The sequence below is a fragment of the Nocardia sp. PLKS1-43 genome, from assembly GCF_059510335.1.
On record NZ_JCAJZQ010000001.1, the window covers coordinates 1,380,190 to 1,403,604 of the forward strand.

25 protein-coding genes and 1 pseudogene are annotated in these 23,415 nt (G+C 69.2%); 14 read left to right on the plus strand and 12 right to left on the minus strand.

The annotated features are described in order from the left end of the window. The first annotated feature begins 191 nt into the window (after positions 1–191). The gene (locus AC5WS7_RS06595) at positions 192–1,007 is read left to right on the plus strand and encodes a tetratricopeptide repeat protein (protein WP_495953405.1); all 816 of its coding nucleotides are present in this window, start codon (positions 192–194) and stop codon (positions 1,005–1,007) included. Positions 1,008–1,025: 18 nt separating this feature from the next. On the opposite strand, the gene AC5WS7_RS06600 is transcribed toward AC5WS7_RS06595, so the two are convergent. Continuing rightward, positions 1,026–1,763, minus strand: coding sequence for a M50 family metallopeptidase (locus tag AC5WS7_RS06600; RefSeq protein ID WP_495953406.1), 738 nt, complete (start codon positions 1,761–1,763; stop codon positions 1,026–1,028). Between the two features lie 104 nt (positions 1,764–1,867). Between AC5WS7_RS06600 and AC5WS7_RS06605 the strand changes: the two genes are divergently transcribed. Further along, the gene (locus AC5WS7_RS06605) at positions 1,868–2,188 is read left to right on the plus strand and encodes a hypothetical protein (RefSeq protein WP_495953407.1); all 321 of its coding nucleotides are present in this window, start codon (positions 1,868–1,870) and stop codon (positions 2,186–2,188) included. 3 nt (positions 2,189–2,191) lie between these two features. Here the strand turns inward: AC5WS7_RS06605 and AC5WS7_RS06610 are convergent, their stop codons facing one another. After that, a complete protein-coding gene (locus AC5WS7_RS06610) occupies positions 2,192–3,067 on the minus strand; it encodes a TIGR03621 family F420-dependent LLM class oxidoreductase (RefSeq protein WP_495953408.1) in 876 nt (291 codons plus the stop codon). 107 nt (positions 3,068–3,174) lie between these two features. Here AC5WS7_RS06610 and AC5WS7_RS06615 point away from each other — a divergent pair, with 107 nt between their 5' ends. The 3 genes from AC5WS7_RS06615 to AC5WS7_RS06625 all read left to right on the plus strand — a co-directional run bounded on the left by AC5WS7_RS06615 (position 3,175) and on the right by AC5WS7_RS06625 (position 6,534). Next, positions 3,175–4,413 carry an AfsR/SARP family transcriptional regulator gene (locus AC5WS7_RS06615; protein WP_495953409.1) on the plus strand — a complete coding sequence of 413 codons (1,239 nt, stop codon included), beginning with the start codon at positions 3,175–3,177 and terminating at the stop codon, positions 4,411–4,413. 172 nt (positions 4,414–4,585) lie between these two features. Continuing rightward, positions 4,586–6,106: an acetaldehyde dehydrogenase ExaC gene (exaC, locus tag AC5WS7_RS06620; protein WP_495953768.1), complete on the plus strand. Its 1,521-nt coding sequence runs from the start codon at positions 4,586–4,588 to the stop codon at positions 6,104–6,106. After that, positions 6,106–6,534, plus strand: a complete 429-nt coding sequence (locus tag AC5WS7_RS06625) for a DUF779 domain-containing protein (protein ID WP_495953410.1) — start codon at positions 6,106–6,108, stop codon at positions 6,532–6,534. Before exaC ends, AC5WS7_RS06625 begins: the two co-directional genes overlap by 1 nt. Positions 6,535–6,715: 181 nt before the next feature. Here AC5WS7_RS06625 and AC5WS7_RS06630 read toward each other — a convergent pair whose 3' ends face one another. Then, positions 6,716–8,269: a succinic semialdehyde dehydrogenase gene (locus AC5WS7_RS06630; RefSeq protein WP_495953411.1), complete on the minus strand. Its 1,554-nt coding sequence runs from the start codon at positions 8,267–8,269 to the stop codon at positions 6,716–6,718. A gap of 127 nt (positions 8,270–8,396) precedes the next feature. Then, a complete protein-coding gene (locus tag AC5WS7_RS06635) occupies positions 8,397–9,026 on the minus strand; it encodes a LysE family translocator (RefSeq protein WP_495953769.1) in 630 nt (209 codons plus the stop codon). A 163-nt stretch (positions 9,027–9,189) separates the two neighbouring features. Here AC5WS7_RS06635 and AC5WS7_RS06640 point away from each other — a divergent pair, with 163 nt between their 5' ends. Then, positions 9,190–9,609 carry a roadblock/LC7 domain-containing protein gene (locus AC5WS7_RS06640; protein WP_495953412.1) on the plus strand — a complete coding sequence of 140 codons (420 nt, stop codon included), beginning with the start codon at positions 9,190–9,192 and terminating at the stop codon, positions 9,607–9,609. Continuing rightward, complete coding sequence (locus tag AC5WS7_RS06645) at positions 9,606–10,199, plus strand: GTP-binding protein (protein WP_495953413.1); 594 nt, start codon at positions 9,606–9,608, stop codon at positions 10,197–10,199. Before AC5WS7_RS06640 ends, AC5WS7_RS06645 begins: the two co-directional genes overlap by 4 nt. A 13-nt stretch (positions 10,200–10,212) precedes the next feature. Here AC5WS7_RS06645 and mtnC read toward each other — a convergent pair whose 3' ends face one another. The 3 genes from mtnC to mtnA are packed head-to-tail and all read right to left on the minus strand — an operon-like array spanning position 10,213 to position 13,441. Continuing rightward, entirely contained in the window at positions 10,213–10,899 is a 687-nt protein-coding gene (gene mtnC / locus AC5WS7_RS06650; protein ID WP_495953414.1) for an acireductone synthase, read from the minus strand. Beyond that, entirely contained in the window at positions 10,896–11,465 is a 570-nt protein-coding gene (locus AC5WS7_RS06655) for a 1,2-dihydroxy-3-keto-5-methylthiopentene dioxygenase (RefSeq protein WP_495953415.1), read from the minus strand. Before AC5WS7_RS06655 ends, mtnC begins: the two co-directional genes overlap by 4 nt. Next, positions 11,462–13,441 carry an S-methyl-5-thioribose-1-phosphate isomerase gene (gene mtnA / locus AC5WS7_RS06660; RefSeq protein ID WP_495953416.1) on the minus strand — a complete coding sequence of 660 codons (1,980 nt, stop codon included), beginning with the start codon at positions 13,439–13,441 and terminating at the stop codon, positions 11,462–11,464. The genes AC5WS7_RS06655 and mtnA overlap by 4 nt, the downstream gene beginning before the upstream one ends. A gap of 317 nt (positions 13,442–13,758) precedes the next feature. Here mtnA and AC5WS7_RS06665 point away from each other — a divergent pair, with 317 nt between their 5' ends. After that, positions 13,759–13,959, plus strand: coding sequence for a hypothetical protein (locus tag AC5WS7_RS06665; protein ID WP_495953417.1), 201 nt, complete (start codon positions 13,759–13,761; stop codon positions 13,957–13,959). Positions 13,960–14,129: 170 nt separating this feature from the next. On the opposite strand, the pseudogene AC5WS7_RS06670 reads toward AC5WS7_RS06665, so the two are convergent. After that, a pseudogene (locus AC5WS7_RS06670) lies at positions 14,130–14,807 on the minus strand (NADPH-dependent F420 reductase); the annotation flags it as partial. 90 nt (positions 14,808–14,897) lie between these two features. Between AC5WS7_RS06670 and AC5WS7_RS06675 the strand changes: the two are divergent. The 4 genes from AC5WS7_RS06675 to AC5WS7_RS06690 all read left to right on the plus strand — a co-directional run bounded on the left by AC5WS7_RS06675 (position 14,898) and on the right by AC5WS7_RS06690 (position 18,553). Further along, on the plus strand, positions 14,898–15,290 hold the full coding sequence (locus AC5WS7_RS06675; RefSeq protein WP_495953418.1) for a winged helix-turn-helix transcriptional regulator: 393 nt from the start codon (positions 14,898–14,900) through the stop codon (positions 15,288–15,290). A gap of 147 nt (positions 15,291–15,437) precedes the next feature. Then, positions 15,438–15,872: an NUDIX hydrolase gene (locus AC5WS7_RS06680; protein ID WP_495953419.1), complete on the plus strand. Its 435-nt coding sequence runs from the start codon at positions 15,438–15,440 to the stop codon at positions 15,870–15,872. Between the two features lie 240 nt (positions 15,873–16,112). After that, on the plus strand, positions 16,113–17,234 hold the full coding sequence (locus AC5WS7_RS06685) for an NAD(P)H-dependent flavin oxidoreductase (protein WP_495953420.1): 1,122 nt from the start codon (positions 16,113–16,115) through the stop codon (positions 17,232–17,234). A gap of 557 nt (positions 17,235–17,791) precedes the next feature. Beyond that, positions 17,792–18,553 carry a dienelactone hydrolase family protein gene (locus tag AC5WS7_RS06690; RefSeq protein ID WP_495953421.1) on the plus strand — a complete coding sequence of 254 codons (762 nt, stop codon included), beginning with the start codon at positions 17,792–17,794 and terminating at the stop codon, positions 18,551–18,553. A gap of 11 nt (positions 18,554–18,564) precedes the next feature. Here AC5WS7_RS06690 and AC5WS7_RS06695 read toward each other — a convergent pair whose 3' ends face one another. The 3 genes from AC5WS7_RS06695 to AC5WS7_RS06705 form a co-directional block, all read right to left on the minus strand. Next, positions 18,565–19,137, minus strand: a complete 573-nt coding sequence (locus AC5WS7_RS06695) for an LppP/LprE family lipoprotein (RefSeq protein ID WP_495953422.1) — start codon at positions 19,135–19,137, stop codon at positions 18,565–18,567. A gap of 266 nt (positions 19,138–19,403) precedes the next feature. Beyond that, entirely contained in the window at positions 19,404–19,844 is a 441-nt protein-coding gene (locus AC5WS7_RS06700) for an SRPBCC family protein (RefSeq protein WP_495953423.1), read from the minus strand. Between the two features lie 68 nt (positions 19,845–19,912). Beyond that, entirely contained in the window at positions 19,913–21,157 is a 1,245-nt protein-coding gene (locus AC5WS7_RS06705; protein ID WP_495953424.1) for a KasA/KasB family beta-ketoacyl-ACP synthase, read from the minus strand. Between the two features lie 39 nt (positions 21,158–21,196). Between AC5WS7_RS06705 and AC5WS7_RS06710 the strand changes: the two genes are divergently transcribed. After that, entirely contained in the window at positions 21,197–21,784 is a 588-nt protein-coding gene (locus AC5WS7_RS06710) for a TetR family transcriptional regulator (RefSeq protein WP_495953425.1), read from the plus strand. Positions 21,785–21,986: 202 nt separating this feature from the next. On the opposite strand, the gene AC5WS7_RS06715 is transcribed toward AC5WS7_RS06710, so the two are convergent. Next, a complete protein-coding gene (locus AC5WS7_RS06715; RefSeq protein WP_495953426.1) occupies positions 21,987–22,343 on the minus strand; it encodes a winged helix-turn-helix transcriptional regulator in 357 nt (118 codons plus the stop codon). Positions 22,344–22,447: 104 nt separating this feature from the next. Here AC5WS7_RS06715 and AC5WS7_RS06720 point away from each other — a divergent pair, with 104 nt between their 5' ends. Continuing rightward, the gene (locus tag AC5WS7_RS06720; RefSeq protein ID WP_495953427.1) at positions 22,448–23,287 is read left to right on the plus strand and encodes an NAD(P)H-binding protein; all 840 of its coding nucleotides are present in this window, start codon (positions 22,448–22,450) and stop codon (positions 23,285–23,287) included. Positions 23,288–23,415: the final 128 nt, after the last annotated feature.

Sequence of the window (23,415 nt, forward strand, 5' to 3'; positions counted from 1 at the left end):
GCGCGGCGCGCGGAGTGTGAATAGTATTGCGGGCGAATGCAATGAGGCATGTCGCGCATACCGTTCGGCTGGTTCGGGGCGGTGCGTGTGCTGGAAGACGTTCGGGGGCAGGGTGTTTGTCGTTCCGGTACGGGTATCGCGGTATGGCGCGAGTTTTCCCGGGACACCTTCGGCGAAAGGCGGCGGGCACGATGACCGGGCCGGATCGGCATGACGAGCAAGACGTTTCGGTTGGGCCGCTGGCCGCGAGGTACGGCGGGACCGAGCCGGTGCGGTGGCAGGGGCAGGTGGTGCAGCCGATGTTCTGCGAGGCGCTGGGCGCGGATCCGACGGTGCTGAGTTTGACGTTGCGGCGGGCGGCTCCCCCGGCGGGCGTGTTCGGGGTGGGTATCGCGGTGTCGGTGTTGAGCGGGTATGTGGCGCTGGCGGATCGGCGTCTGCGTGGGGTGGATGTGTGGACCGAGGCGATGAGCGGGGGTGTGGAGATCGAACTGTGCGGCGCGGGCCCGGATGCGCGGTTCGCGCTGACACCGGTGTGGCTGTGCGGCGATGGTGAGACGGTGTCGTGGGCGGGCAATTACGGAGTGCTGGTGGATCGGTCGCCCGACGGTGAGCCGGTGTTGCGGTGCAGTACCGGTGTGGGTGCGCCGGATTTCGCGGAATTGGTGGTGGAGGTGGGGATTCGGGCCGCGCCGACCCACGAGTCGCGGTACAGCGGGGCGCTGTACGAGCTGGGAGTGGCGATGCACGGACGCGGTGAGACCGATCAGGCGTGCGAGTTGTGGCGGCAGGCAGCGGATCTGGGACATGTGGGCGCGGCGTACGACCTGGGGGCGGTGCGGTTCCAGGGCGGTGCGTTCGACGAGGCCGAGCGGTGGTGGCGCGCGGCGGCCGAACACGGGGACGTGCGGGCGATGACGGGTTTGGCCGAACTGCTGGATCGAAGTGGAAGCGCGGGTGAGGCGCGGCGGTGGCGCGAATACGCCGGGCAGGGTTCGCGGCCCTGAGACGAGGGTAGAGCCAGGTCAGTGGAACGGCCAGGGCGTCAGCAGCAGGCGGGCGCCGCCCACGAGGCAGGCCAGTGTTATCGCGGCGAACACCAGCACCCACAGGAATGCGGGCAGGCGGGTGAGGTGGGCGAGCTGGTCCGCGTCCGAGCCGTCGCCGCGCACGTGCACGCGTTGCAGTTCCGCGACCGCGCGCAGGCCCCCGAACAGCAGGAACCAGGCCACCGCGTAACCGAAGACGCCCTGCACGACGACGTCGCCGTACCAGGACACGGCGAACACGGCCGCTCCGGCGACGATCACCGCGAGCAGGCCGAACAAGTTGCGGATCAACAGCAGCAGGATTGCCAGCGCGGCCACGACCAGCCACAGCATCAGGGTCAGCCGTCCGATGCCCAGCAGTGCCGCGCATCCCAGGCCCAGCAGCGAGGGGGCGGGGTAGCCGGCCATCGTGGTCAGGATCATGCCGGGGCCGTACGGCTTTCCGCGCGAGACGGTGACCCCGGAGGTGTCCGAGTGCAGGCGCACCCCGCGCAGGGTGCGTCCGGTCAGCACCGCGACCAGGGCGTGCCCGCCTTCGTGGGCGATGGTGACCGCGGTGCGCAGGATCCGCCACACCGGCGTGTACAGCACCAGCAGCAATGCCGCGGCCGCGGTGGCGGCGATGACCCACAGCGGTGGGTGCGCGGAAACCAATCCCAGCTGATCCGATACCGAGGACACCGACAGTGGTGCGGCGATGCGCGACGAACTCACCGCCGTAGGGTAGCGGTACGTTCCGCGACGTGCACTGTGTGCAGCCTCTAAGCTGGCGGGCGGGATCGCCGGGGTCGGCTCGGCGTGCGGCAGAGGAGATCGTGATGCAGTCCCTGCGATGGATGGCCGCCGGTGTGGGTGTGATGGGCGTTGCCGCAACGCTTCTGAGCGGGTGCAGCGATGTGCAGAAGGCGTTGAACAAGGGTGGGGACACCCCGTGCAGCGATTACGTGAAGCAGGATCAGGACACGCAGCGGATGACGATCACCAAGTTCATCAAGCAGCAGACCAACAATGATCACGAACCGGCGGGCACGACGGTGGATGCGACGATGGTGTCGGTGAATTTCCTGTGCAGCAATCAGCGCAACGCCGCCACGCCGATCAAGAACGCCGACGTGGCGGGCATCTTCCTGAACAAATAGGGCTCAGCGCAACAGTTCGATGACGCGGGCCATCTTGTCCATCATCGGTTCCAGGACGGTGAAATAGCTGATCCCGTACCGCTTGTGGCGTTCGCGGAGCTGATCGGCCATCTGCTCGGGGGTGCCCAGCAACAGCATCGGCAGCTCCTCGGCGCGTTCGGCCGCACCCGCGGGCAGGTTGGGGACCAGGCGTTCGAGCAGGGCGGCGCGTTCGTCCGGGGCGGCCAGCTGCTGGATCAGGATGTTGAATTCGGTGCTGTCGCGGCGCTCGCCCAGCAGCTCGCGCACGGCCGCGACGCGCTGGTCCAGATCCTCGGGGGTACCGGCGGTGATCAGGCCGCTGTCGCTGGTGCCGCCGCCGGTGAAGGCCACCACGTCGGCGTGTTCGGCGGCCACGCGCAGCATCCGCTCGCCCCATCCGGCGATCAGCAGCGGCGGGCCGCCCGCGCGGGCCGGACGGGGTCGCCAGGCCGGGTCGGCGAAGGTGGCGCGCAGGGTGCGAGCGGTGTGCGCCACCTGCGCGACGCGGCGGCCCGCGCTGGGGAATTCGATTGCGGCGGCGTCGAATTCGGATTTCACGTAGCCTGCGCCCAGGCCGAGTTCCACGCGGCCGTCGGTGAGCAGATCGAGGGTGGCGACCTCGCGGGCGAGCAGCGTCGGGTTGTAGAACGGGACGTTGAGCACGAAGGAGTTGACCTGCGCCCGCTCGGTGACCTCGGCGGCCAGCAGCATCGCCGGCAGCGGGGCCAGAAATCCCAGATGATCGGCCACGCCCAGGACATCGAAGCCCGAACCCTCTGCCCTGCGGCACTTTTCGATCCAGGACTTCTTGGAATCGGTGAGGAACATGTTGACGCCGAACCGGAACGATGGGCTCATGGTCTCCTGTCTACCAGCCCGGTCCGACAATTTCCCCGCGACCGGGTCCGGTATGCGCAATCATGGGTGCAGCGCCCGGACTTCGCCCGACGACGAGGTTGGTGACCATGCCGCAGTCGCGCACGCTCACCCAGCAGCGCGCCGCCCTGGAACAGGAGTGGGCCCGCTGGGCGATCCCGCACGCCCTGGCCCCGGAACCGCTGCCGCGCAACAGTTCCGGGCACACCATGTTGCGCAGCGAGGTCGCCCAGTCCTGGCGGCGTTCGCTGAGCACCGTGGATCCCGACCGTCGCGCCGCGCCCGCCGACGACGACGAGATCGCCACCCGCTGGGCGCATTCGCCGCTGCGCGCGCCGGTGACCGCGCTGGCCGACGAATTGCACAGCATCACCGACGGCTCCGGATTCACCGCGTGCGTCACCGACGAGCGCGGCACCATCTTGTGGGTGTCCGGCGGGCGGGTGCTGCGTAAACGGGCCGAACAGCTCAACTTCGCTCCCGGCGGCCGGTGGGACGAGCCGCACATGGGCACCAACGCGATGTCGCTGGCGTTGTGCACCGGGCAGCCGGCCACGGTGTTCTCCGCCGAGCATCTGCTCGCGGCCCTGCACAGCTGGGTGTGTTACAGCGCGCCGATCAACGCCCCCGACGGGCGCCGGCTCGGGGTGATCGACCTGTCCACCAGCTGGGAACGCTCGCACCCGCTGGCGCTGTCGACCGTGCGCGCGCTGGCGACCGCGATCCGTTCGCAGCTGCCCGCGGATCTGCCCGCCGGACAACAGCCCGATCTGCGCTTGCAGGTCCTGGGCGGGGCGAGTTTGTCGCGGGCGGGATGCGCGGTGCGGCTGCGGCCCCGCCGGCTCGAGATCCTCACGCTGCTGGCGCTCGAACCGGAGGGGTTCACCCCGCAGCGACTGCAGACCGCGATCTACGGGGACCGGGCGGTCGGGGCGGGCACCCTCAAAGCCGATGTGTCACATCTGCGCCACGCCACCGGCGGACAGATCGCCAGCCGCCGCTACCTGCTGACCCGGCCGATCTCGTGCGACGCGGTGGACCTGCGCGACGCGCTGGCCGCCGGGGATCTGACCGCGGCGCTGCGGCTGTATCGCGGGCCGCTGCTGCCCGGATCGGACACCCCCGCCATCGTGCGGTGGCGCGATGCCCTGGCGGTGAGTGTGCGCACCGCGGTGCTGGAGAGCCCGTGCGCGACGCACGCGGTGCAATTCGGCCTCCGCTGCCCCGAGGACGTGCAGGTGCACGAGCACGCGCTGGCGTTGCTGCGGCCCGGGGATCCGCGCCGCGCCGCGGTGACCGCGCGCCTGCACGCCGCGCTCGCGGACTGAACACTTTCGCCGCCGCAGGGCTCCGGCGGCGCCAACCTGTTGCCAACCCTGGTGCTCCACACTGACGCGGTCCCGGATCACTCCCGTGGTACGCGCGCCGGCTCGCGCGGGTATCGGCCCCGCGTGAGCGTTCGAGGGGCGCGCGCGTGCGACGGACGACCACGAAGCGAGCATCATGATCTACGCCAAGCCCGGAACCGAGGGCAGCATCGTCGAATTCGCCCGCCGCTACGACAATTTCATCGGCGGGCAGTGGAAGGCGCCGGCCGAGGGACGATATTTCGACAATCCCTCCCCCATCGACGGCGAAACCTTCTGCGCCGTCGCCAGATCCACCCCCGCGGACATCGACGCGGCGCTGGATGCCGCGCACGCCGCCGCGCCGGGCTGGGCGGGAACCTCGGCCGGGGAGCGCGCCAACGTGCTGAACCGGATCGCCGACCGCATCGAAGCCAACCTCGAACCCCTCGCGGTCGCCGAGTCCTGGGAGAACGGCAAATCGGTGCGCGAGACCCTCGCCGCGGACCTGCCGCTGACGGTGGATCACTTCCGGTATTTCGCCGGGGCGGTGCGCGCCCAGGAGGGCGGGATCTCCGAGATCGACGGGGACACCATCGCGTACCACTTCCACGAGCCGCTCGGTGTGGTCGGGCAGATCATCCCGTGGAACTTCCCCATCCTCATGGCCGCCTGGAAGCTGGCTCCCGCGCTGGCCGCGGGCAACTGCGTGGTGATCAAACCGGCCGAGCAGACCCCCGCCTCGCTGCTGCTGGTGATCGAGCTGATCGCCGATCTGCTGCCGCCGGGAGTGGTCAACGTGGTCAACGGTTTCGGTGTCGAGGCCGGCAAACCGCTGGCCTCGAGCCCGAAGGTGGCCAAGGTCGCGTTCACCGGTGAGACCACCACCGGGCGGCTGATCATGCAGTACGCCAGTGAGAACATCATCCCGGTCACCCTGGAGCTGGGCGGCAAGAGCCCGAACATCTTCCTGCCCGACGTCGCCGCGCACGACGACGCGTTCCTGGACAAGGCCGTCGAGGGCTTCGTGATGTTCGCGCTGAACCAGGGCGAGGTGTGCACGTGCCCGTCGCGTGCGCTGATCCACTCCTCGATCTACGACGAGTTCATCGCCCGCTGCATCGAGCGCACCCGCGCGATCACCGGCGGCAATCCGCTGGACACCGAGACGATGATCGGCGCGCAGGCCAGTAACGACCAGTACGAGAAGATCCTGTCCTACCTGGACATCGGCCGTCAGGAGGGGGCGAAGGTGCTCACCGGCGGCCAGGCCCGCAAGGTGGAGGGGTATCCGAACGGGTACTACATCGAGCCGACCATCTTCGAGGGCCGCAACGATATGCGGATCTTCCAGGAGGAGATCTTCGGCCCGGTGGTGTCGGTGGCACGCTACGACAGCGTCGAGGAGGCGATCGGCATCGCCAACGACACCCTGTACGGGCTGGGCGCCGGCGTGTGGACTCGCGATATGAACACCGCCTACCGGGTGGGCCGGGCATTGCAGGCCGGGCGGGTGTGGACCAACTGCTATCACGCCTATCCCGCGCACGCGGCGTTCGGCGGATACAAGAAGTCCGGCATCGGCCGGGAGAACCACAAGATGATGCTGGACCACTACCAGCAGACCAAGAATCTGCTGGTCAGCTATTCGCCGGACAAGCAGGGATTCTTCTGATGCCCGATCCGGGCGATGCGGGCGCGGCGCGGCGGATCGCGATCACCGACGCCGCGGCCGCGCTGCTGGACGAACTGGTCGCCCGGCACGGTCCAGTGATGTTCCATCAGTCCGGCGGCTGCTGCGACGGCAGCTCCCCGATGTGCTATCCGCGCGGGGAGTTCCGGGTGGGTGCGGCCGATGTGCTGCTGGGCGAGTTGCCCGGGGACACGCCGTTCTGGATGAGCGCGGACCAGTTCGACTACTGGCGGCACACCCACCTGACCGTGGACGTCGTACCGGGCCGGGGCAGCGGGTTCTCCCTGGAAGCGCCCGAGGGCGTGCGGTTCCTGATCCGCTCGCGGCTGCTCACCGACGCCGAGGTCGAACAGCTCGACGCCGATCCGCCGCGCACGGGTGCGCAACTGTCCGGCGATATCCAGTCCTGATTCCAGTGGTTCCGGGCCGGGCGTCCACTCCGGCCCGGAATCCGCCGTGGCCGTCGCGCGCGCACCTGTGGTGCGGGTGCGACGGCCACCCCTGCCCCGTCCGGTCCGGGGATGTTCCCCCTCCCGGGCCGGACGGGCGCGCGGGCAGCAGCCATCGAAAGCCGTTGCCCGCCAGAGTATTTCAGCGTCCGGGCAGGAACCGGATGCTGCGCGCCAGCGACATCAGCGCGGGCTGCCAGCGGCTCTGCGGCAGCCCGAACGGCGGATCCAGATTCATCCAGCGGGTGGCGACCACGCTCTGCGGTTCGGTGAACTTGAGCAGCCCGTCGGGGCCGTGGCGGCGGCCCACCCCGGAGATGCCCATCCCGCCCATCGGCGCGGCGGTGGTGCCCCACGCCGGGGCGTACCCCTCATCGATGCACACCGTGCCCGCGCGCAGGCGTTCGGCGATACGCTGCCCGTCCGCGGTGCTCGCGGCCCACACGCTGGCGTTGAGGCCGTACTCGGTGTCGTTGGCGCGGGCGATGGCCTCCTCCACGCCCGAGACCGGGTAGATCGACACCAGCGGCCCGAAGGTCTCGTTGCGGGCGCATTCCATCTCCTCGCTCACCCCGGACAGCACCGTCGGTTCGAAGAACAGCGGGCCCAGGTCCGGGCGGGGATTGCCGCCTGCCAGCACCGTCGCGCCCTTGGACACCGCGTCGGCGACGTGCTTGGTGACCGTCTCGAGCTGCGCGGCGGAGATGAGACTGCCGATATCGGTCGAGAAGTCGTATGCCGCACCGAGATTCGCCGCGCGCACCGCGGCGGTGAACAGGTCGGTGAACTCCGCGGCCACGGTGGTGTCCACGTAGAGACGTTCGATCGAGATGCACAGCTGCCCGGCGTTGGAGAAGCACGCGCGCACCGCCGCGCGGGCGGCCTTGGCCAGATTCGCCCCGCGCGCGACGATCATCGGATTCTTCCCGCCCAGTTCGGCGGAGAACCCGATCAGCCGCTCCCCGCACTGGCGCGCCAGGGCGCGTCCGGTCTCGGAGGATCCGGTGAACATCAGGTAGTCGCACGACTGCACGATCTGGGTGCCCACCACCGCGCCCGGTCCCGGGATCACCTGCAGCACCTCGCGCGGCACCCCCGCGCGCCACAGCAGCTCCGCACTGGCCAGCGCCGAGTACGGGGTCTGGCTGTCGGGTTTGACGATCACCGCGTTGCCGGCGGCGAGCGCGGGCAGCGCGTCGCCGATCGACAGCAGCATCGGATAGTTCCACGGCGCGATCACCCCGACCACGCCCTTGGGCCCGGCGTGCACCGAAGCCCGATTCAGCAGCGGGAACGCGCCCGGGACTCGTTGCGGGGCAAGGAGTTTGGGGGCGACGCGGGAAAAGTAGCGGGCGGCGAACATCAGGCCCAGGATCTCCTCCTGGGCGGCCCAGCGAGCCTTGCCGGTCTCGGCCTGGATCACATCCATCAGGTGTTCGCGCTGCTGCACCACCAGCGCGCGGTACTTGTCCAGCACCCCCGCGCGCTCGGCGGCCGGGCGCGCGGCCCACTGGGCTTGCGCGGTGCGGGCGCGCTCGGCCGCGGCGATCACGTCGTCGGCGGCGCCGACCGGCACCTCACCCAGGGGCGCCCCGGTGAACACCTCGGTGATCGTGCGCGTCGCGTGGACCCCGGCGGAGTCGACCGCGGCGAATCCGGACAAGCGGGCGAATTCGGCGGGTTCCGGTACGGGCATGAAAGGCCTCCTACTTGTGAGTAACCGCGCGGTACACACAATCTACCGCGCGACGTGCCCGGCGCAGACGCCCGTTAGGCCCCGATCGCCGCGAGGTCGGCGCCGGATGCGCCGCGCGCGTGCGTTTTCAGTTGCTCTGCAACGCTATTCGCACCCCGAGACCGACCAGCAGCGTGCCGGTGGCCGCATCGATCAGCTGCCGGACCCGGCGGCGGGTGAACACACGCCGCAACGTCGCGATACCCACCGCGAGCACCACGAACCACCCCAGGGTCACCACCGTGGCCGCCGCGGCGACCTCCCCGGTGTCCGCGAGCGCCGGGGACGCGGGCAGGAACTGCGGCAGCAGCGCGACGAAGAACACCGCGGCCTTCGGATTGAGCAGATTGTTCAACAGGCCCTGCCGGAAACCCGCGCGCACCCCCACCGGATCCGCCGAAACCTGTTGCGCGGCAGCCTCGTACGCTCCGCGCCGCGCGGCGAGCAGCGCCCGCGCCCCCAGATAGCACAGGTACACCGCGCCGGCGAGCTTGACCACGGTGAACGCCGCGGCCGAGGCCGCCAGCAACCCCGCCACCCCCAGCCCGCTCAGCATCGCCCACACGAACACCCCGAGCGCGACCCCGGCCGCCGAGGCCACCCCCGCGCGGCGGCCCGAGAGCATCGCGTTGCGGGTCACGATCAGGAAATCCGGGCCCGGGGACATCGCCCCCAACAGCATCGCCACACCCACACCCGAGACCTGCGCGATCGACATCACCGCCCGAGTATACGAATCGCGGTAACATCGCAGTGCCCCAGGCATATTCGATAAACGCTGTCAAGAGCGCGACCCTTGTCGGCCATTGTCTCCGCAGCGGTCGCGAGCTCGCCACGGAACGGTAATGTTGTGCCGAATGCAAGAATCAGGAAGGCCGAGGGTGACCATATCCAACCCGGGCGATCTCAACTGGCTACTGGATGATCTCGTGGACCGCCTCGCCGGTGTGCGATACGCGGTGGTGCACTCCACCGACGGGCTCGCACTGGGCCGGTCCACCACGATGAGCCGTGCGGACGCCGAACACTTCGCCGCCATGTCCGCCACCCTCTACGGCCTCGCCCGCAGCGCCGGGAGCCGTTTCGACGGCGGCGGGGTGCGCCAGGCGGTCCTGGAACTCGATCGCGCGGTCCTGTTCGTCACCGCGGCCGGGGACAACGCGTGTATCGCCCTGCAGGCCACCGAGGACGCCAATCTCGGCATGGTCGCCTACGAGATGAACCTGACCGTGCAACGCCTCGGCCGCTACCTGTCCACCGGAGCCCGCGGCTCGATGCACGCCCAGCAGCGGTCCTCATGACCGCGCACGCCCCCGCGCCCGATGCCCCCGCCCTGGCCGCGTCGGTGAAAATCCTCATCGCCGGCGGTTTCGGCGTCGGCAAGACCACCATGGTCGGCGCCCTGAGCGAGGTCGCCCCGCTGCGCACCGAGGAACTGCTGACCGAGATGTCCACCGGCGTGGACGATCTGTCGGGCGTGGAAGCCAAGGACACCACCACCGTGGCCCTGGACTTCGGCCGCATCACCATCGACCGCAACCTGGTGCTGTACCTGTTCGGCACGCCCGGACAGGACCGATTCTGGTTCCTGTGGGACGAGCTGGCGCGCGGCGCCCTGGGCGCCATCGTCATCGCCGACACCCGCAGGCTGGAGAACTCCTTCGCCGCGATCGACTACTTCGAACGCCGCGGCCTGGTGTTCACCGTCGCGGTCAACTGTTTCGACCGCGCCCCGGTCTACACCACCGACGAGGTTCGCGACGCCCTGGACCTGGACCCGCGAGTCCAGGTCGTGCTGTGCGACGCCCGCGACCGCGGCTCGAGCAAAACGGTGCTGATGACCCTCGTGCAGGATCTCATCGCCCGCGCCACCGCCGCGGGCGTGCGCTGAGCGGCCCGCGCGGCTACGGCTCGATGTCGATCTCGGCGAACGAGCCGACCCAATGATGCGGCGGGCGAGGGGAATTGGGCTCCCCTGCCCGCGTCACCCCCACCGCGCGCCAGCCCGCGGCCACAGCCGCGTCCAACTCATCGGGATGATCGGACACGAACAGGATCTCCGCCGCGCGAACCCCGATCGCGGTCGCGATCCCCGCATACGACCCCGGCTCGCGTTTGGGGCCCGCGTTCGCCAGATCGAACCAGCCGCTGATCAGCCCGGACAGATCCCCGCCGCGGGCGAAGGTGAACCAATCACGTTGATTGCGAACCGAACCCGAGGAATACACGTACAGCCGCGCGCCGCGGTCGTGCCAGGCCCGCATGGCCACCGGCGCGTCGGGGAAGAACTCCCCGTGCAACGCGCCGGTGCGGAATCCCTCCCCGCAGATCAGCCCCTGCGCGGTCTTGAGCGGCGCGGCCTTGACATCCGAATCGAGCCAGCCACACAGAATCTCGGCGACCTCATCGGTGCCCGCGTCCGCGCGCCCGGACAGCTCCCGCGCCCCGGCCAGCACCGGTGCGGCCGCATCGTCGCGATGCTCGGCCAGCCACCGCGGCAGCCGATCGCGGGTGTAGCCGTACAGGTCCTGCCGCACCGCGCGGGTCGGACTCGTGGTCCCCTCGATATCCAGGACGATCGCGATGCTCACGCGGCCAGCAGCTCATCCAGCGTCGGGAAACTCTCCCCGATCCGGTCACCGGTGAAATCCCCGACCCAGCCGTCCTTCTCCTCGAAGAACCGGATAGCCAGGAAGTCCGGGCGCACACCCATATCGAACCAGTGCCGCGTGCCCGCCGGCACCGACACCAGATCCCCCGCAGCACACACCAGCGCCACCACTTCGCCGTCCAGATGCAGGTAGAAGCAGCCGCGTCCGGCGGCGAAGAAACGCACCTCGTCCTCGGCGTGGCGATGTTCGGCCAGGAACTTTCCGCGCGCGGCCGCGGCGGTCTCGGGCCAGGCCGGATCGCTCTCATCGGGGGCGATGCGCGCCACATCGATGTGCCGGTAGCGGCCCTGGGCGTTGAGATCGTCGATGCGAGAAGCGTATTCGGCCAGAATGTCCGCCGTGGACGCGCGCTGGTCGGCCGGCAGCGGCCACCGGTCGAACACGATGCCCCGGCGTGCGAGTTCCGCGCCGATCACCTCCGGATCGTCGGTGCGCAACACGACCTGCTCGGCGTCGGCATCGGACATCACCTGCAGCACAGTCATCTCGGGTTCTCCTCGCTACCGGACGGCACGCCGATCTCCCGGCGGCCGGTCAACGTCACCAGCTCACACATCGCCTCGAGGCATTCGGCCCGATCGCGGGCCTGGGCCAGGCTCGCACCCCAGGCGGTGATGCCGTGCCCGGCGATGAACAACACCGGCGGGCTGTGCGGATCATCGCGCAGGCGACGTTCGACCTGCGCGCCGATCCGCGCGACGTCGGCATGGTTGAACAATACCGGCACCTCGATCGAATCGGTCGCGCCCAGGCCCTTGATCAGCTCATAGCCACTGAACCGCAACACATCCCGCTCCTGGCCCGCACCGATCGACACCGCGGTCGCATGCGGGGGATGCACGTGCACCACCGCGCTCGCGCCGGTGGCGCGGTAGATCGCGGTGTGGATGGCGGTCTCGGCCGACGCGCGCCGCTGCCCGGCCGACGCGGTCGAATCGGCGATCCGCACCCGCACCATATCGGCCACGCCCAACTCCCCCTTGGACAGACCGCTGCCGGTGATCAGCGCGCACTCGCCGAGGCGCACCGAGATGTTGCCCGCGGTGCCCGGCATCCAGCCCCGCGCGTACAACCCGCGCGCGATCGCCGCGATCTGTTCTCCCGCAACGATTTGCGCATCCGGCCCGTCGATACGCGCCGAGACCTCACCCGCTGTCGCAGTGGCCGTGGGCAATTCGCGCTCTACTCGTTGTCCCGCAACGGTTTCCACGGCATCCTGCGCGCCGGACGCCCCGTCGCCGAGCGCATCGATCCGGCTCGCCCCAAAGGCCGTCGCAGATGAGGACGCGGTTCTCGACGATGGGGAGAGGTCCGCCGGGCAATCTGCGCGCATTCGCGTGATGTCCGCCTCGCCGGTGCGGGCCACCTGGCGCCTGGCGTCCATGGCAGCCGGGACAGCGTCAGCGGCCGGACGCACACCGTGGGCCGGGGCGCAGGCCGGTCCGCCGCTGTCCCGGCCGGGCACGCGGGCGACCGTGACATCGGCGTGCACCACGCCGTTCTCGGTGACCACCGCGGTGACCAGGTCCGGCGGGGTCACATCGAACGCCGGGTTGAACACCGCGGTACCCGCCGGAGCCGTCGGCACACCGGCGATCTCGGTGATCTCCGCCGCCGCGCGTTGCTCCACCACGATCTGCGCGCCGGTCGCGGTCGCCGGATCACGCGTGGATTCCGGCGCGACCACCACGAACGGGATCCGATGCCGCCGCGCCGCCAGCGCCAGAGCGTAGGTGCCGATCTTGTTGGCCACCGAACCATCGGCGGTGATGCGGTCCGCGCCCACCAGCACGCAATCCACCTGCCCGGTCGCCATCGCCCACGCCGCCGCGGAATCGATCGTGAGCCGGTGCGGGATCCCGGCCTCGGCCAGCTCCCACGCGGTCAGCCGCGCGCCCTGCAACAGCGGGCGCGTCTCGTCGACCAGCACCGACTCGATCGCCTCGCGTGCGGCCAGCACCCGGATCGCGCCCAGCGCGGTACCGAACGCGGTCGTGGCCAGCCGGCCGGTGTTGCAGTGCGTCAGCACCCGCAGCAGCCGATCCGGGCACAACCGCTGCACCAGATCCGCGGCATGCTCGGCCGCGGCCCGATTGACCCGCCCGTCCTGCTCGAGCAGCGCCTGCGCCTCGGCCAGCACCGCGCGCGGGCCGTGCGGCAGCTGCTCCAACGCACGCCGCACACCCCAGGCCAGATTCACCGCGGTCGGGCGGGCCGCGGCGATCCGCGCCGCCTCGGCGCGCACCCTCGCCTCGTCGCCGCGATGCGCGAAGGCCGCGATCGCCACCCCGAACGCGCCCGTCACCCCGATCGCCGGAGCCCCCCGCACCGCCAGCGTGGCGATAGCGTCGATGACCTGATCGACCGTGGTGATCCGCAACAGCTCGAGCTGCCCGGGCAACGCGCGCTGATCGACGACGACCAACGCGTCCCCGTCCCACGAGATCGAACTCTCACCCATCCGCGCAAAACACCTTCACACCTCTGTACCCGACAACCTCGACCTCACCGTATCGAACCCGCCCCCGCCCTCCCGCCGCCAGGTTTGCGCTCGCCCCGATCGCTATCACCGCCCGGGGCGAACTCCGGCTCCCGGGCGACGAGCCACGCCGTAACTCGATATCTCCCGGTTCGTTCGATGCTCCGCACGGCACATGTTCACGTGCCTTCCCGGCCCGGTGCCCCAGCGATTCGGGGGTAGCGTTCGGCCGATGACATCCGGGCACCTGCTCGGGACGCGAGGGGCGATGGTCGGCGGGTATCAGGAACTCGTTCTTCGTGATCGAACCGCACGAGGAGTCGCTGGACTGGTTCGCGTCGGTGTCACTACTGCAGGACGGCACGTACGAGATGGGGTGGCGCGATATGTCCCGTCGCGATCACGAGCTGACCGTGGAGCGCGACCGCGGTCATATCGCCAAGGACCTCACCATCTGGCTGAGCGCACGTCATCGTCCGGGCGAGACCGGAGCCCGCTGAGCACACCGACTCGAATTCCGAAGATACGTCCGTGGTCGGCAATCTGATCGAGTTCGCTCGCGCGGCAGGATTTTCGGTGTGGTCGACGGGATCGTTATCGGGCCAGTGCGGCGATGTCGAAATCGTGCGCTTCGGGATACTGAAGGCGAAATACCTTGCGATACAATAGGTTACGAGACTTCGCGAGCTGGTTGGTGTGCGCCGGTCACTGCGCGCGCTTCGACGTGGGGCACCGCGGCGCGTGGGTCGAACCCCTGGAAAGCCAGGCCGATGACAAAGCCCGCTGCTTCTTCCAGTTGCCGAGCCCGGTCGAGCGGGCCCAGCACCGCGGCTTCGGCACCGGCGTCGCGCACCAGGGTTTCGGTGATTTGCAGCGCGTGCGGGTCATCTCCGCAGATCGCCACTGTGGCGGCGGGATTCGCCGTAGCGCTCCACTGCGTCGCGGGAAACAAGTGAAACGCCTTCACCACGTGCGCGCCGGGTGCGCGGTCGGCAATATACTGCGCGCCCGAGCTGCCGGGTGGGGTGCGCAGGACACCGACACCGTGTTCCACGGCGTTGGTCGGGTCGATCAGCGTGGTGCCCGCCAACGTCCCCGAGGAGGCATCGGCGCTGCGCAGCATGTCGTCGACTCCGGTCCATGTCACTGCCAGCAGCACCGCTTGCACGCCGGTGACCGCCTCCCGCACCGTGACCGCTCGTGCGTTGCCGCCGAGACGCGCGGCCAGCTCTCGTGCTTTGACCGGCGATCGCCCGGCCACCACGATCTCGTGTCCAGCGTGGGTCCAGCGACTGCTCAACGCGGCGGCAAGCATGCCCGTTCCCAGTATCCCGATTCGCATCCGTGGCTCCTTCGTGCCGTGTCCGCCGACCGAGGCCTACGGTAGGCAGACCGATACGCACCGATCGGTGCGCGACAGACCGGGCATCATGACGAGGTGAACGGATACGACGACCGCCGAGGATGGGTCGCGGACTGCCGGCTGCGCGCAGCGACCGACCTGTTCACCCACACGTGGGATCCAGTCGTCCTGGCCGCTCTACGCGACGGACCGCGCCGCCGCCACGAACTACGCGACCGCATCGGCGCGATCAGCGACAAAGCACTCACCGACGCACTACGACGCCTGCTCGAGCGCGGCCTGATCGAGCGCCGCAGATACGCCCAGGCACCCCCGCGCGTGGAATACGGCGTCACCGGTCTGGGCTCGAGTCTGATCGACGGGCCGATGAAAGCGCTCGGCCAATGGGCGCTCGAACACAGCGACGACCTTCTCACCGCCGCAGACGCCGCGACAGGAGACTTCGCCGCCACCGAGAACGAACGATAATCACGGAAGACCCGGTCCGAAGGCGCTGCCATCGGGCTGGCGTGGCTGCTCATGACACGCCCGGCTATGCGCGTTCTCTGGCCCCGGCATCGTGGCGGTCCCGGCGCAGAACCAGCTCATGGCGCGCCGGCCGGTACTGTGCTCGGCATGCGCACCGAGCCGACCCAGCTGCTCATCGACACCGTCGCCTGGGTGCTGATCCGGGACGGGCGGATTCTGTGTGCGCGTCCGCGCGGCAAGGACGTGTTCTACATTCCGGGTGGGAAACGCGAAGGCGCGGAGACGGATTCGCAGACTCTGCTGCGGGAGATCGACGAGGAGCTCACCGTCGCGCTGGCCGTGCACAGCCTCGTCCACGTCGGCACGTACGAGGCCGAATTGCACGGGGCCGCAGCCGGTTCGGTGCGGATGGCCTGCTACACCGCCGATTACACCGGCACCCTCGCGCCTTCCAGTGAGATCGACGAGATCGCGTGGTTCAGCTACCGGGACCGCGACCGGGTCCCGCCGGTCGATCAGCTGCTGTTCGACGACCTGCTCGCCCGGGGACTGCTGCCCGCGCACCCGCCCCGCGCACACTGACCACTATCGGGCGCACTCCGCGGCACCACGACCAAACTAGAACAAGTTGTGGACATATTTCAGTGCACGATTGTTTCCTGAAATCCGCGGATTACTAGTCTATAGAGGCGTTTGACCGCGCTGGATCCGATCCCCCTCTCGATTTGTGTACTCCGAGTCGCTAGCCTGAATATGAAACGTGTTCTAGTGTTATGCGGCGAGACTTTCCAGCGCCGGAAAACCAGAGGAGTACTTGACGCCATGCGTACCGAGATCTGCGAACGACTGGGCATCGACGTCCCCATCTTCGCCTTCACCCATTGCCGTGACGTCGCCGCCGCGGTGAGCAACGCCGGCGGGATCGGCGTGCTGGGCGCGGTCGGATTCACCGCCGAGGAACTCGAGGTCGAACTGGCCTGGCTCGATGAGCACGTACAGGGCGTCTACGGCGTGGACCTGGTCATCCCCTCCAAGTACGAGGGCAAGGGCGCGGACGGCCTCTCGCCCGACGAGCTGGAAGCCAAACTCGCCGAGATGGTTCCCCAGGGGCACCGCGACTTCGCCGAGAAACTCCTCAACGACCACAACGTCCCGCACCTGCCCGAGGGCGAGCACCACCACCAGCTGCTGGGCTGGACCGCCACCACCGCCGCGCCGCAGGTCGAGGTCATCCTGCGTCACCCCAAGGCCAAGCTCGTGGCCAACGCCCTGGGCACCCCGCCCGAGGACATCGTCAAGCAGGTCCAGGACTCGGGCCGGCTCATCGGCGCGCTGTGCGGTTCGGTCAAGCACGCGCTCAACCACAAGCGCGCGGGCCTGGACTTCGTCGTCGTGCAGGGCACCGAGGGCGGCGGGCACTGCGGTGAGATCTCCTCGCTGGTGCTGTGGCCGCAGGTCATCGACGCGATCGGCGATCTGCCCGCGCTCGCGGCCGGCGGTATCGGCAACGGCCGCCAGGTCGCGGCCGCGATGGCGATGGGCGCGGCCGGGGCCTGGACCGGCTCGCTGTGGCTCACCGTCGAAGAGGCCAACGTGCCGCCCGCGCAGATGCAGTCCTACATCGAGGCCACCAGCCACGACACCGTGCGCTCGCGCTCGTGGACCGGCAAGCCCGCGCGCATGCTGCGCAACGACTGGACCGAGGCGTGGGAGAAGCCGGAGAACCCCGACCCGCTGCCCATGCCGCTGCAGATGATGGTCGCCCTGGACGGGGTCAAGCGCGGGCACCGCTACCCCGAGGCCGCCAAGGACGTCAACTTCAACCCCGTCGGCCAGGTCGTGGGCCTGATGAACAAGGTCGAGCGCACCGCGGATGTCATGCAGCGACTCATCGAGGAGTACCTCGAGGCCTGTGAGCGGCTCAACAAGCTCAACAACGGCTGAATTCACCACCCGCACAACACGATTGCGCCGCCCCTGGCCTTCCGGGGACGGCGCAATCGGCGGCCCGGGTCGCACCGGAAAGCCATGAAGGTCCGGCGCCGCGACACCTCCCGCCGAGCCGGCCTGCGCGGAGCGCGGTGACCGATTCCGGATCATCGCGGCGTCCTACCACAATGCGGCCATGCCGACCTGGCTGTCCGAAACGCGCTCAACGCTCGAGGTATTGCGCACGGTGGCGCGGATGCGAGCGCCCGGCGATGCCGAGTGTTGTTGCGGCGCAGATGGTTTCACGAGCAGCCGTACGGATGACGTTGTGGCGGCCGGGCATCGCCGGTGCGCAGTTCGGCGCTGGCATCGATCCTGTCCGGTGAGCTAAGGTGAGGCGATGACTACCGGGACGGCGTTGCGCCACACACGGATGGGCTACCCGGTGCCGTTCTGAGCGCCGCGCGGGCCGGAGCCGGCCCGCTTGCCGATCCAAGCTCCCGCGGTGTCGCACGGGCTCCGCCTTCGTCGTGTTGATCACGGAACATCAACCACGACAGAAGGATTCGATGATGACTACAACGCACGGCATGTCGGTCGACGTGCGCACACCCGACGGTGTCGCCGACGCGTACCTCGGCTGCCCCGATGACGGCGCCGCCCATCCGGGAGTGCTGGTGATCCAGGACGGTTTCGGGCTGCGGCCGAGCCTGCGGTCGCTGGCCGATCGCATCGCCACCCACGGCTACACCGTCCTGGTTCCGAACGCCTACTACCGGCACGGTCGGGCCCCGGTGATCGAACTTCCGGATTCGATCGACACCACCGAGCGGCCGGAGATCTTCCATCAGGTGTTCCCGATGATCCGCGAACTGACATCGGCGGCGCTGCGGTCCGATATCGGCGCCTACCTGGAGTGGCTGGCCACCGCGCCGCAGGTCACCCCAGGGAAGGTCGGCCTGACCGGGTACTGCATGGGCGCGCGGCTGGCGGTCATGGCCGCGGCCATGTTTCCCGGCCGAGTCGCGGCGGTGGCCGGATTCCATGGCGGACCGCTCGTCACCGACACACCTGACAGTCCGCACCTGAGCGTCGCGAACATCACCGCGGAGCTGTATTTCGCCCACGCCGGCGACGACGATCACATGACACCGGAACACATCGCCCGGTTCGACGAGGCGCTCAGCGCCGGCGGCGTCCGCTACCGGACCGAGGTCTACGAGGGAGCGCGACACGGTTTCACCCAGGCCGACACATCCGCCTACGACCCCGCCGCCGCCGCACGGCACCATCGTGAAGTGCTGGCCCTGTTCGACCGCAATCTGCGCCGGTAGGTGCGCGAATACTAGCGCGGCGGAGTGCCGATCATCACCACACGCGTTCCGTCCCAATGGAATTTCACCTGTGTGGTGGTGCCGTCGGCGCAGGCGTTGCAGCTGCCCGGGGTCTTGTAGCTCAACGCGACGGTGTCATCGGTGGTCGCGGCCGGGGCCAGGGAGGTGAACCCGTAGGCCTTGGACGTCGCGGTGCCCAGATAACGCCCCGAGTGGAACATCAGCGCCTGATTCGGTGAGCTGCCCGTCGCGCCCTGGATCGAGATGATCGCGGTCGACAACGTCGCGCACGGATCGAAATTGCCCTGGATCGAGGCCGGATTCGTATCCCATCGCGCATGGGTGACCGGTTCGGCGGGTTGTTCGGTGATGGCGGCGCGAACGGTCGGCGAGGACAGATCGACTCCGCACCTGATCAGCGGGGCACCCGCGGCCGAGACATGCGGATCCAGCGAACTCGCCTGTGCCGCAGCGGACGGCGTGGCCGCGTGATCGGCCCGGGTGTCGCCGCCGCTGCCGCACCCGGCCAGCAGGCCCGCGGAGGCGATGCAGACCACAACGGTGACGCCGATGGATCGGAACACTACTGACGACCTTCCCTCGGTTCTACGTGCAGACCTCGCAACCCCGTCGGGCGCAGAGCATTCCGCACCTCATCCACACGGTACAGACTCGATGTCGTCGCGGCGCGTCAGCGCCACGCCGCCTGGGGCGTCGCGGTGGTCTGCGCAATCCGCTGCGCGCCAGCGGCTTCGACCGCGCGCATATGCACCTGAGCGTGAGATCGCCTGCACCGCAGAGGCTTCGGTGCGCTCGGTGACCCGAGCGCGCCGAGCGTGCGGCCACGCGCTCAGGCCTGCGCGGCCGCGCGCTCGGCGACCGCGGCGGTCATCGCGCCGAACCCGCGCCGCAGCGCCCCGCCCAGCAGGCCGCGCACCACGGGCGCCAGCCAGCCGCCGAGTTCGAAATGCGAGTCGTACCGGCACCGCCCGTCGGCCAGCGGGGTCAGCGTGTGCGAGCGCAGGCTGTGCAGCGCGCCCCCGGGGACCGGGATCATCGAGTAGGAGAATCCGGTACCCGGGGTGACCGAGCGGATCCGTTCGCGCTGGGTCATCGCCCGCGGGCCCACCAGGCGCACCCCCATGACGATCGGCGCGCCCGGCTCGAGCGTCGATTCGGCCGTGCGGCAGAACGGATTCCACTCCGGATAACGCGGGAAGTCGGTGAGCACCCGCCACACCACCTCGGCGGGGGCGTCGATCTGCACGGTGTCGTCGATCACGAAGGCCATGCCGGAACAATACTGAAACAGGTTCTAGGCGTGCCGCGCCGGGGTGCGCGGCCCGGCACGCGAGGTGATCAGGCCCGCCCGACCGTCAACGACACGTTGTGCCCGCCGAAGCCGAAGGAGTTGCTCAGCGCGTAGGAGATGCTCTGCTCGCGAGCCTTTCCGTGCACGACGTCCAGCTCCACACCCTCGTCCGGATTCTCGAAATTCAATGTGGGCGGGACGATTCCGTCGCGCACACTGCACACGGTCAGGATCGCCTCGAGCGCGCCGACCGCGCCGATCGAATGTCCCAGCGCACCCTTGGGCGCGTACACGCTCGCCTCGGGCGAGACCGCGGTGATCGCGTTGGCCTCCGAGGCGTCCCCGACCGGGGTGGCGGTCGCGTGCGCGTTGACGTGCTCGATATCGGCCGGGGTCAGGCCGGCGAATTCGATCGCCTTGCGCATCGCGCGGGCCGAACCCTCGCCCTCGGGCTGGGTGCCGGTGATGTGGTAGCCGTCGGAGGTGATTCCCGCGCCCATCACCCGTCCGTGGATCCGCGCGCCGCGCGCACGGGCGAACTCCTCCGATTCCAAGACCACCAGCGCGCCGGCCTCACCGAAGACGAATCCGTCGCGGTCGCGGTCGAACGGGCGCGAGGCGCGGGCGGGTTCGTCGTTGCGGGTGCTCATCGCCCGCATCATCGCGAAGCTGGCTATCGGGATGGCCTCGATATAGCCCTCCACGCCGCCGGCGATCGCGACATCGGCCTCGCCGGTGGCGATCAGCCGCCACGCGTGCGCGATCGCCTCCGCACCCGAGGAGCAGGCCGAGGTCGGCGCGTAGACGCCCGCCTTGGCCCCGAATTCGAGTCCCACGCGCGCCGCGGAACCGTTGGGCATCACCATCGGCACGGTCAACGGGTGGATCTTGCGGTAACCGCCGTCCTGCATCTGATGGATGGCGGTGTTGATGGCATCGCCGCCGCCCAGGCCCGTGCCGATCGCGACCGCGAGCCGCTCACCGTCCACGCCGGGTTGACCGGCCTCTTCCCACACCTGGCGGCCCAGCACCAGCGCCAGCTGCTGCACGTAGGAGTGCCGGCGCAGTTCGATCCGGGTCAGATGCGCCTCGGGTCCCTGCTTCAGCTTGCCGCCGATGCGGACCGGTAGGTCGTATTTGGTGACGAAATCGTCTGTGAGCGGGCCGATTCCGCTCTCGCCGGCCAGCAGGCCCGACCAGGTGCCCGCCAGATCGGGGGCCAGGCTGGTCGTGGTGGCCATGCCGGTGACGACCACATCGCGCCGCGAAAGTGAAGCAGTTGTTACACCCATGGTGTCATGAATACCTGTACCAAGCGCTACAGTCAACCGGTGCCACGCCCTTTGGATCAGGCCCGCCGGGCCGCTCTACTCGCCGGAATCATCGACTACATCGGCGACCACGGACTCATCGAACTGTCCCTGCGCCCCTTGGCGGACTACCTGGGCACCAGCTCACGCATGTTGATCCATTACTTCGGCACCAAAGAACAAATGCTCATCGCCGCCCTGGAAACCCAGCGGCCCGACATCGCCGGGCTTTTCGCCGATGTCACCGACATCGATATGCTCCGCCGCCGCATGATCGAATCGTTCTGCGTCAACACCACCAGCGAGTGGTTCACCAGCACCGGCGTGCTGATGCAGGTGCTGGGCGTGTCCACCGTCCCGGGCAGCCCTTTCAGCGACTACGCCAACGACGCGGTCCACGTCCTGGTCGACGCCCTCACCGGAGTCCTGCGCGACCTGGACCCGCGACTACCGGACCCTGAATCCACTGCCACCGTCCTGATCTCGGGCATCCGCGGCCTGCTGCAGGACCGCCTGGTCACCGGCGACACCACCCGCGTCTCCAAAGCCGCCCGCCTCCTGATCAACCAGTGCCTGCCACCGGCCGGCGCCCGCACCCCCGAACCCTGACCCGCCCCGGTGTCCCGGGCGCCGGCGCTCGGCAGCGCGGTCGCGATGTCGAGATCGCTGCCGAAATCGGCAGTTGCACAGTGGTTCCCGTGCTGCACGAGGGCGCTTTCGCGGACGCGGCGGATACTCGCTGACCATGTTGGGCGGCGCATGGATGCGCCTATCGCACATGTCCTGGACACTCACCGCTGAGGCTTCGGCCTCATCGCTGCCGGCTGTCGTGGCGATGCTGGGCCGCCACGACTTCGACCGTGTGCTCCCGGATCCAGCCCAGGAACTGCTCCAGCGACTCGGTGAGTCCCTGGCCCAGTGCGGTCAGTTCGTAACTGACCCGCGGTGGAGTGGCGGGCTCGACCGTCCGTTCGACGAGTCCATCACGCACGAAGGTGCGCAGTGTTTGCGACAGCATCTTCTCGCTGATCCCGCCGATCATCGCGTGCAGTTCGGAGAAACGCCGTGGCCCGTCTCCCAACGCGGCCAGGATCAACGTGCCCCACCGGCTGGTGATGTGCTCGAGCACCTGGCGCGCGGGACACTCGCTGTTGAATGCATCACTCATGCCCTGCCAGTCGGCGCTTCCGGCCTGCAAACCTACCCGCACGCTCGGAGCTTACCTGAAGGTAGGTACTTACCTCAGGTAAGTAACGGGCTTAGGTTTGCGTCATGGTCACAGTCGTTTTCGGAGCCAGAGGCAATGTCGGTCGCCACGTCGCGGCGGGCCTGAGGTCGATCGGCGAGCAGCTACGCCTGACGAGCAGAACACCCGAGGCCGCGGATCTGCCGCCGGGATCGGATGTCGTCGCGGCCGATCTGGACAACCCCGACACTCTGCCCGCCGCGCTCGACGGAGCGCAGCGAGTGTTCCTCTACGCCAAGCCCGAAGGGATCGACGGGTTCGTGGCGGCGGCCGAATCCGCCGGTGTCCAGCACGTGGTACTGCTGTCGTCCGGGTCCGTGGTGCACCCGAACGCCGCCCGCAACCCGATCGCCCAGGCACACCGCGCCGTCGAGTCCGCCATCGAAAAGTCCCGTCTGGCATGGACATTCATCCGCCCGGGGATGTTCGCCACCAACACGCTGTGGTGGTGGCGGGATTCGATCCGTGCGCAGGGTCTCGTCCGCGTCCCGTATCCGGACGCGCAGACCGCGCCCATTCACGAGAAGGACATGGCGGCGCTCGCGGTGACCGCGTTGACCCAACCGGGTCACCAGCGCCGCGCCTACACCCTGTGGGGGCCCGAGGCGCTGTCCATTCGACAACTGCTGCACCACATCGGCGCGGCCATCGGCCGCCAGATCACCCTCGAGGTGATCTCGCACGAGCAGGCCCGCGCCGAACTCGCCGCCACGATGCCGCCCATCGGCGTCGAGGCGGTCCTGTCCGCATGGAAGGCCGGCGACACCACGCCCCCGCAGGTGTCGACGATCGTGGCGGATATCACCGGCCGCCCGGCGCACACCTTCGCGCAGTGGGCGAAAGATCACGCGAACGATTTCCGCTGAGCGTGTCGCGATACGCGCAGGTCCGAATCGACTGCCTGGGAAGATCACTGGCGCGAGGAAACCTCGAAACGGGAACCGAGTGCGGCGCAGGGTGTAGCCCGAGGCGGGGTGCGTAAGGCGGCAACACC

Bases quoted from the DNA above. Each gene is read 5' to 3' on its own strand.
- AC5WS7_RS06705 (WP_495953424.1), bottom strand. From the start codon at position 21,157: ATGGGTGTAACAACTGCTTCACTTTCGCGGCGCGATGTGGTCGTCACC.
- AC5WS7_RS06685 (WP_495953420.1), top strand. From the start codon at position 16,113: ATGCGTACCGAGATCTGCGAACGACTGGGCATCGACGTCCCCATCTTC.
- AC5WS7_RS06645 (WP_495953413.1), top strand. From the start codon at position 9,606: ATGACCGCGCACGCCCCCGCGCCCGATGCCCCCGCCCTGGCCGCGTCG.
- AC5WS7_RS06615 (WP_495953409.1), top strand. From the start codon at position 3,175: ATGCCGCAGTCGCGCACGCTCACCCAGCAGCGCGCCGCCCTGGAACAG.
- AC5WS7_RS06635 (WP_495953769.1), bottom strand. From the start codon at position 9,026: ATGTCGATCGCGCAGGTCTCGGGTGTGGGTGTGGCGATGCTGTTGGGG.
- mtnA (WP_495953416.1), bottom strand. From the start codon at position 13,441: ATGGGTGAGAGTTCGATCTCGTGGGACGGGGACGCGTTGGTCGTCGTC.
- AC5WS7_RS06700 (WP_495953423.1), bottom strand. From the start codon at position 19,844: ATGGCCTTCGTGATCGACGACACCGTGCAGATCGACGCCCCCGCCGAG.
- AC5WS7_RS06630 (WP_495953411.1), bottom strand. From the start codon at position 8,269: ATGCCCGTACCGGAACCCGCCGAATTCGCCCGCTTGTCCGGATTCGCC.
- AC5WS7_RS06595 (WP_495953405.1), top strand. From the start codon at position 192: ATGACCGGGCCGGATCGGCATGACGAGCAAGACGTTTCGGTTGGGCCG.
- AC5WS7_RS06655 (WP_495953415.1), bottom strand. From the start codon at position 11,465: ATGACTGTGCTGCAGGTGATGTCCGATGCCGACGCCGAGCAGGTCGTG.
- AC5WS7_RS06715 (WP_495953426.1), bottom strand. From the start codon at position 22,343: ATGAGTGATGCATTCAACAGCGAGTGTCCCGCGCGCCAGGTGCTCGAG.
- AC5WS7_RS06690 (WP_495953421.1), top strand. From the start codon at position 17,792: ATGACTACAACGCACGGCATGTCGGTCGACGTGCGCACACCCGACGGT.
- AC5WS7_RS06680 (WP_495953419.1), top strand. From the start codon at position 15,438: ATGCGCACCGAGCCGACCCAGCTGCTCATCGACACCGTCGCCTGGGTG.
- AC5WS7_RS06625 (WP_495953410.1), top strand. From the start codon at position 6,106: ATGCCCGATCCGGGCGATGCGGGCGCGGCGCGGCGGATCGCGATCACC.
- AC5WS7_RS06610 (WP_495953408.1), bottom strand. From the start codon at position 3,067: ATGAGCCCATCGTTCCGGTTCGGCGTCAACATGTTCCTCACCGATTCC.
- AC5WS7_RS06605 (WP_495953407.1), top strand. From the start codon at position 1,868: ATGCAGTCCCTGCGATGGATGGCCGCCGGTGTGGGTGTGATGGGCGTT.
- AC5WS7_RS06720 (WP_495953427.1), top strand. From the start codon at position 22,448: ATGGTCACAGTCGTTTTCGGAGCCAGAGGCAATGTCGGTCGCCACGTC.